Annotated in this window: 8 protein-coding genes; all 8 read right to left on the reverse strand. The window is 71.1% G+C overall.

Annotated elements, in window-relative coordinates:
• Nucleotides 1–99: 99 nt before the first annotated feature.
• Nucleotides 100–1,077 carry a lysophospholipid acyltransferase family protein gene (locus ACFYYJ_RS19540; protein WP_389133983.1) on the reverse strand — a complete coding sequence of 326 codons (978 nt, stop codon included), beginning with the start codon at nucleotides 1,075–1,077 and terminating at the stop codon, nucleotides 100–102.
• Entirely contained in the window at nucleotides 1,077–2,138 is a 1,062-nt protein-coding gene (locus ACFYYJ_RS19545) for an NAD-dependent epimerase/dehydratase family protein (RefSeq protein WP_384750751.1), read from the reverse strand. Before ACFYYJ_RS19545 ends, ACFYYJ_RS19540 begins: the two co-directional genes overlap by 1 nt.
• Nucleotides 2,139–2,239: 101 nt before the next feature.
• The gene (locus ACFYYJ_RS19550; protein WP_003948845.1) at nucleotides 2,240–2,338 is read right to left on the reverse strand and encodes a 30S ribosomal protein bS22; all 99 of its coding nucleotides are present in this window, start codon (nucleotides 2,336–2,338) and stop codon (nucleotides 2,240–2,242) included.
• A gap of 143 nt (nucleotides 2,339–2,481) precedes the next feature.
• Nucleotides 2,482–2,691 carry a helix-turn-helix domain-containing protein gene (locus tag ACFYYJ_RS19555; RefSeq protein ID WP_008738568.1) on the reverse strand — a complete coding sequence of 70 codons (210 nt, stop codon included), beginning with the start codon at nucleotides 2,689–2,691 and terminating at the stop codon, nucleotides 2,482–2,484.
• Nucleotides 2,692–2,806: 115 nt separating this feature from the next.
• Nucleotides 2,807–3,637 carry a phosphatase gene (locus ACFYYJ_RS19560; RefSeq protein ID WP_385366294.1) on the reverse strand — a complete coding sequence of 277 codons (831 nt, stop codon included), beginning with the start codon at nucleotides 3,635–3,637 and terminating at the stop codon, nucleotides 2,807–2,809.
• Between the two features lie 97 nt (nucleotides 3,638–3,734).
• The gene (locus ACFYYJ_RS19565; RefSeq protein WP_389133988.1) at nucleotides 3,735–4,904 is read right to left on the reverse strand and encodes an acetoin utilization protein AcuC; all 1,170 of its coding nucleotides are present in this window, start codon (nucleotides 4,902–4,904) and stop codon (nucleotides 3,735–3,737) included.
• Complete coding sequence (locus ACFYYJ_RS19570; RefSeq protein ID WP_385131500.1) at nucleotides 4,855–6,075, reverse strand: MFS transporter; 1,221 nt, start codon at nucleotides 6,073–6,075, stop codon at nucleotides 4,855–4,857. Before ACFYYJ_RS19570 ends, ACFYYJ_RS19565 begins: the two co-directional genes overlap by 50 nt.
• A gap of 52 nt (nucleotides 6,076–6,127) precedes the next feature.
• Nucleotides 6,128–6,781 carry an HAD family hydrolase gene (locus ACFYYJ_RS19575; protein ID WP_385131443.1) on the reverse strand — a complete coding sequence of 218 codons (654 nt, stop codon included), beginning with the start codon at nucleotides 6,779–6,781 and terminating at the stop codon, nucleotides 6,128–6,130.
• Nucleotides 6,782–7,098: the final 317 nt, after the last annotated feature.

Here is a 7,098-nt window from a genome sequence, read left to right on the forward strand (position 1 = left end):
TTGCCCTCGGTGTGGTTGGCGGGGGGCCCCCCCGCCCCCCCCCCGGCCGCGGGGGTGGGGGGGGGGGGGGGCCGGGCCCCCCCCCCCCCCACTCAACGGTCAGAAGAACACAGAACGCCGCTGCACGAGCAACTTGTACAGCGTGTGCTGAATCTGCTCCCGCACCTGATCCGTCAGATTGAACATCAGCATCGGATCATCAGCGGCTTCCGCGGCATACCCGGCCGTCTCGATCGGCTCGCCGAACTGGATCGTCCACTTCGTAGGCAACGGCACCGCCCCCAGCGGCCCCAGCCAGGGGAACGTGGGAGTGATCGGGAAGTACGGAATCCCCAACAGCCGCGCCAGCGTCTTCGCGTTGCCGACCATCGGGTAGATCTCCTCCGCCCCCACGATCGAGCACGGCACGATCGGCGTGCCCGCCCGCAGCGCCGTCGACACGAACCCGCCGCGCCCGAACCGCTGGAGCTTGTACCGCTCCCCGAACGGCTTCCCTATCCCCTTGAAGCCCTCCGGCATGACCCCGACCAGTTCCCCGGCCTCCAGCAGCCGCTGCGCGTCCTCCGCGCACGCCAGGGTGTGCCCGGCCTTCCGCGCCAGCTCGTTCACCACCGGCAGCATGAACACCAGGTCCGCCGCCAACAGCCGCAGGTGCCGCTGCGCCGGGTGGCGGTCGTGGACTGCCACCTGCATCATCAGCCCGTCCAGCGGCAGGGTGCCCGAGTGGTTCGCCACGATCAGCGCACCACCCTCCTTCGGGATGTTCTCGACGCCCTTGACCTCGACCCGGAAGTACTTGTCGTACAGCGGCCGGAGCATGGACATCAGGACCTGGTCCGTCAGCTCCTTGTCGTAGCCGAACTCGTCGACCTCGTAGTCACCGGTGATCCGGCGCCGCAGGAACGCCAGTCCCCCGGCGATCCGCTTGTCCCAGCCGTCCCCGGCCGGCGCCTCGGCGGCAGCGGCCGGCTCGGGCACCTGGACCACCTCGGGCTCGGGCACCGCACGGACCCGCCGGCCCGGGGTCCGCCGGCGCGGCCGGTCCTCGTCGAACGGGATGACCTTGGCGTCCGCCACTATCGCTTCGCTCCTTCAACCGCTTCGAGGTCTGCATCCAGCATGGCCGCCACCCGGTCCACGGCGCGGCCGACCCGCTCCGGCGGCAGCAGCCCGCCGCCCCGGCTGCGCGCGAAGTCCGCGAAGGTCTCCGCGGTCGTGTACATCGGCTCGAAGCCGAGCACGTCCCGCATCTGCGCGGTCTCCACGACCCGGCCGTGGGTGAGGAGCCTGATCTGCTCCGGCGAGAAGTCGGTGACCCCGACCGCCCGCAGCGCCTGCCCGGCCCACGTCACCGCGGGCAGCAGCAGCGGCAGCGTCGGCCGCCCGAGCCGCCGCGAGCACTGCGACAGCAGCAGCACGCCGTCGCCCGCGATGTTGAAGGTCCCACTGTTCAGCGTGCCACGCCGGGGCTCCTGCGCGGCCAGCCGCAGCACGTCGAGCACGTCGTCCTCGTGGACGAACTGGAGCCGCGGGTCGTAGCCGAGCACGGTCGGCATCACCGGCATCGAGAAGTACTCGGCGAGCGCCGAGTCCGCGAACGGCCCCAGGATGTTCGCGAACCGCAGCACGCACACCGCGACGTCCGGCCGCCTGCGCGCGAAGCCCCGTACGTACCCCTCGACCTCGGTGGCGTCCTTGGCGAAACCGCCCGCCGGCAGCGACTTGGGCTGCGTGGTCTCGGTGAAGACGGCCGGATCGCGGGAGGTGCCCCCGTAGACGCTCGTACTGGACTTCACCACGAGCCGCCGCACCGTCGGGGACTTCTGGCAGGCCCCGAGGAGCTGCATCGTCCCGATGACGTTCGTTTCCTTGACGGCGCTGTGTCCGCCACCGCTGCCCCCGGCGCCGCCGGTGACCGCGAGGTGCACCACGGTGTCCACGGCGTGCTCGGCCAGCACGCGGGCGATCGCCGACTGTCTGATGTCCGTACGGACGAACTCGGCCGATCCCAGCCGGTGCGGCGGCACCACCGCGTCCACGGCGATCACCCGCTCGACCTCCGGGTCACGCTGGATGCGGCGCACGAAGCGGCCCCCCAGCTGCCGGGCAGCCCCGGTGACGAGCACGACCTTCCCCACGAGCTCAGCGCCTCCCTAGATCGGAACACCCGTCCCCGGCTGCACCGCAGCCCCCCCACCAGAATGGTGGAGGGGCTGCGGAGAACACGTACAGCTGCCGTTTACTTCTTGTTACGGCGCTGGACGCGGGTGCGCTTGAGCAGCTTGCGGTGCTTCTTCTTCGCCATCCGCTTGCGCCGCTTCTTGATAACAGAGCCCACGACTACCCTCGCTCACTTCTTCTTCACTGGTGCGGGGCGTCTGGGCCCACACGACCTACGTCGGCCTAGCCTACCCGCCCGAGCTCTGAGCCCGTAATCCGAGTGCTTCCCAGGAGTTACGAGGGCATCCGCGGCCGTCAGTCTCAGGCCGACTCCACCCCCACATAGGACTCTCGGAGGTACTCGTGGACCGCGTTCTCGGGGACCCGGAAGGACCGGCCCACCCGGATCGCGGGCAGATGACCGTTGTGCACCAGCCGGTACACGGTCATCTTCGACACTCGCATCACCGAGGCGACCTCCGCCACGGTCAGGAACTGAACCTCACTGAGAGGCCTCTCGCCAGCAGCCATGACACACCTTTGACCTTCCGCGCATGACGGGCACCGGCTTCCCCTCCGGTTACTCCTCGTCGTCGCACGCTCACTCCCCAGAGTAGGGGCGGGCGTGACGAGTGGGGAAGAGGAGCTACGGCCACTCCTGCCAAACCGGCAGACCGGCCCGATTGAGCACATAGCGAGTAAGCGGTCGGTAGTAGTCCGCACGCACCGCGTCATCAAGCGGAACGGCCACCGACACCCGCCCCTCGGCTTCCCCCACGAACAGCGCGGGATCATCCGTGTCGGCCAGCCCGATCGCCTCCACACCGAGCTGACCTGCGCCGCAGACCCACCCGTGATCGCCCACCACCAGCTCCGGCAGCGGCCCGCCGGCCTCCGCGAGGGCCCCCAGGGCGATCCGAACCGGCAGCGGCGAATGCGTGTGCGCGCCGGTCGCACTCCCCGACGACCGCACGCCGGGTTCCCGCACCAGTGCGACCCCCCGTACGTAATCGAGGCGGTACGTGCGTACGCCGAACCGGGACGCGACGTCGACACTCGCCCCCTGCGCCGGGGTGAGGACAACACATCCCGCCGCCGACATCGCCTCGGCCAAACAGGCGTAGAACCCCAGGAGACGGTGAGGATGACCCGTCCCGAACAACACGGGCGCCCCGGGCCCGGCCACCGCCCGCAGCCGCTCCGCGAACGCGTCCAGCGCGGCCATCGTGCGCTCCGGATCGATCACGTCCGGGCCGCTGACGTGCGCCGGGTCCGCCGAGACCCCGCACTTGTCCGCCATCAGCCGCAGCAGGTCGCGCTCGCCCCAGCCCCACTCCGGATCCAGCCCCAGCAGCACCCGCGGATCACGCGCCGCGAACAGCCGGTAGCTGCGCAGGCTCTCCTCCCGGGAGGTGGCGACGGGCCCGGCCAACCGGGCGGCCAGCAGATGCGCACGCAGCGCGCCGGTGCTCAACACCCTCCGATGCTGCCCCGCACGCACCTGTCGGATCATCAATTCCGCGTAACGGCCCCACAGTTGGCGTAACGATGCATCACCTGTGCCCCAACTGCCGTCAGGTCAGCATCCCGCGCAGCGGGAACACCGCCCGCCGCGTGGCGAGAACGGCCTGATCCGTACGGTCCGCCGGGTCGTAACCGGCCTCCCATTCACGCCACTCGGGCACCCGACCGTCCGTCATCCGCGCCGGCGCCAACTGCCGCGTCCGCGCGTACACCTCGTCCTTCCAGGAGGCCGGCACGGCCGCCTCCGGATCCACCGGCCGGTGCGCGGCGATCCCCACCAGGTGCGTCCACGACCGCGGTACGACGTCCACCACCGCGTACCCGCCGCCGCCCAGGGCCAGCCACCGCCCGTCCGCGTACTCGTGCGCCAGGGCGTGGCACGCCTCCTGCACGGCCCGCTGGGCGTCCAGGGACACCGCGAGGTGCGCGAGCGGGTCCTCGAAGTGCGTGTCGGCCCCGTGCTGCGTCACCAGCACCTGGGGCCGGAAGTCCGCCAGCAGCTCCGGCGCGACCGCGTGGAAGGCCCGCAGCCACCCCTCGTCACCGGTCCCGGCGGGCAGCGCGACGTTCACGGCGCTCCCCTCCGCCCCTTCGCCGCCCGTCTCCTCCGGCCAGCCGGTCTGCGGGAACAGGGTCCGCGGGTGCTCGTGCATCGAGACGGTCAGCACGCGCGGGTCGTCCCAGAAGGCCGCCTGCACCCCGTCACCGTGGTGGACGTCCACGTCCACGTACGCGACCCGCTCGGCCCCCAGCTCCAGCAGTCGCGCGATGGCCAGCGACGCGTCGTTGTAGACGCAGAAACCGGCGGCCCCGCCCGGCATGGCGTGGTGCAGCCCGCCCGCGAAGTTCACGGCGTGCTCGGCCTCGCCCCGCCAGATCGCCTCCGCGCCCGCCACGGACTGCCCGGCGATCAGCGCGGACGCCTCGTGCATCCCGTGGAAGGCGGGATCGTCCACGGTCCCCAGCCCGTACGACCCGTCCGCGACGCCCGGGTCCGCAGACACCTCGCGCACCGCGGCGACGTAGTCCTCCCGGTGCACGAGCCGCAGCGTCGAGTCCCCGGCCGCGCGGGCCGCCCGTACCTCCATCGCACGGTCCAGCCCGAAGGCGCGCACCAGCCCCATGGTCAGGGCCAGGCGCACCGGATCCATCGGATGGCTGGGCCCGAAGTCATACTTCGTTACCGCCTCGTCCCACATCAACAACCCGCGCCCGCTCATGCCCGACACGGTATCGGGCCTCCACCGCTCCGAACGAGCGGGCTTGGAACAGCGTGATCAGGACCAACACCATCGGCACGAGCATCGCGCCCCGGTAGCTCCAGGCGTCCCCAATCCCGCCGACGAGCGGCGACCCGATCAGGAACCCCACGTAGTTGAAGATGTTCAGTCGGGCGATCGCCGTGTCGGAAGCCGCCCCGGGGAACAGCCTCCCGGCGGCGGCGAAGGTCTGCGGCACGATCACGCACAACCCGATCCCCAGCAGCGTGAAGCCGAGCATCCCCACCCACGCCCCCGGCGCCACCGCCACGACCGCGAACCCGCCGGCGGCCACCACCGTCCCGCACCGCACGACGGCCACGGCCCCGAACCTGCGCACCCCCAGGTCCCCGACGGCCCGCCCGAGGAGCGTGGTCACCATGTAGACGTTGTAGGGGACGGTGGCCAGCTGCTCCGAACTCCCCAGCACGTCCTGGAGGTACTTGGCACTCCAGTTCGCGACCGTCGAGTCCCCGATGTACGCGCACGCCATCACCAGGCACAGCGGCAGCAGCAGCTTGAACGCCCCGCCCCCGGCCCCCTTCTCGCCCGCCCCGCCAACCGCAGGATCCCCCTGGTCCACGTACGACCGGCTCCCCACCAACGTGAGCGGCACGAGCAGCACCACGGCCGGCAGGTAGCTCACGAACAGCCCCAGGTGCCAGTGCGCCCCCGCCCAGGCGGCCGACGCCCCGACGATCCCGCCCAGGCTGTACGCGGCGTGGAAGCCGAGCATGATGCTGCGCCCGTACTGCCGCTGGAGGCTCACCCCGAGCATGTTCATGGAGGCGTCCAGCGCGCCCACGGACAGGCCGAACGCCCCCAGCGCCACCGCCACGTGCCACATCTCGCTGCCGGCCCCGACCCCCAGCAACGCCAGCAACACCAGCGGCTGCGCCCACCGCAGCACCACGCTGGGCGCGACCCGCTTCACGAGGTGCTCGGTGGCGACGCTCGACGCGCCCGCCAGGATCGGCACGGCGGCCAGGAACGCCGGCAGCAGCCCGTCGGATATCCCGTACTGGTCCTGGATGGCCGGGATCCGCGTCACGAGCAGCGCGAAGGTGACCCCCTGTGCGAAGAAGCCGAACCCCAGCGCGCCGCGCCCACGCCGCAGCCGCACATCTGCCATTGCCGTCATGGCGGCACAGCGTAGGCCCCGCGGCTACTCGTGGGTAGAGAGATCACACAGGCAGTTGCAGCAGCACCGGGAGCTGCATCATGTCCCCGAAGTACCCGGTCGCCCCCGGCAGCTGATCGGCGGGAAGCATGGCGGTGTACGCGTACACGTCCATCCCCGCCGCGCGCGCGGCCTCGATCCCCCGCGGACTGTCCTCGATGACGACACACCGCGTTGGCTCCACCCCCATCTGCCGGGCGGCGTGCAGGAACAACTCCGGAGACGGCTTGCCCTCGCCCACATCGTCCGAGCTGAAGATCCACTCTTCCTCGAACCACCCGTCGAGCCCGGCCGCCAGGTGCCCGACCCGGATCCGCTCGTGGCTCCCGGACGACGCCAGGCAGTACCCGACCCCACTGGCGGTCAGTGCCCCGAGCACGTCCTCGATGCCGGCGACCGGCTTCAGCTCCCGCTCGAAGGCGGCGGAGGTGCGCGCGATCAGGGTCCGGTCGAAGTCCTCGGGCAGCCGCTCCCCGGTCCGCTCCTGGACGAGATCGTGGATCCGGTGCACGGCCGCGCCCATGTAGTCGCGGAGCGACTCCTCGTACGTGGTCGGGTGCCCCAGCTCGGTCAGGTACTCGGCGAGAACACTGTTGGCGAGCGGCTCACTGTCCACCAGCACGCCGTCGTTGTCGAAGATGACGAGGTCGTAGCCCATACCCCCACCCTACGAGCCGTCAGCTCGGCTCCCCGGCAACCGGATGCTGGTGAACGGACGAACATCGGAAAATCCCCAGCCCGCCCCTGGCCCGCCCCTCTCCGCGGTTCAGGTCGAACACGTCCACACCGCGGCCCCGGGTGCACCACCTCGGCGATCCCGACGTGCTCCCGACCCGCTTCGAAAATGGGCGCGAGCCGGCCCGTAAACGCCCGTAAATGCCCGTGAACGCAGAAAAGCCCCGCACCAGAAGGTGCGGGGCTTTCCCACAATGATTGTTCGGCGGCGTCCTACTCTCCCACAGGGTCCCCCCTGCA

The sequence above is a fragment of the Streptomyces sp. NPDC002467 genome (assembly GCF_042889825.1).
In the GTDB taxonomy this organism is placed as follows: Bacteria; Actinomycetota; Actinomycetes; order Streptomycetales; family Streptomycetaceae; genus Streptomyces.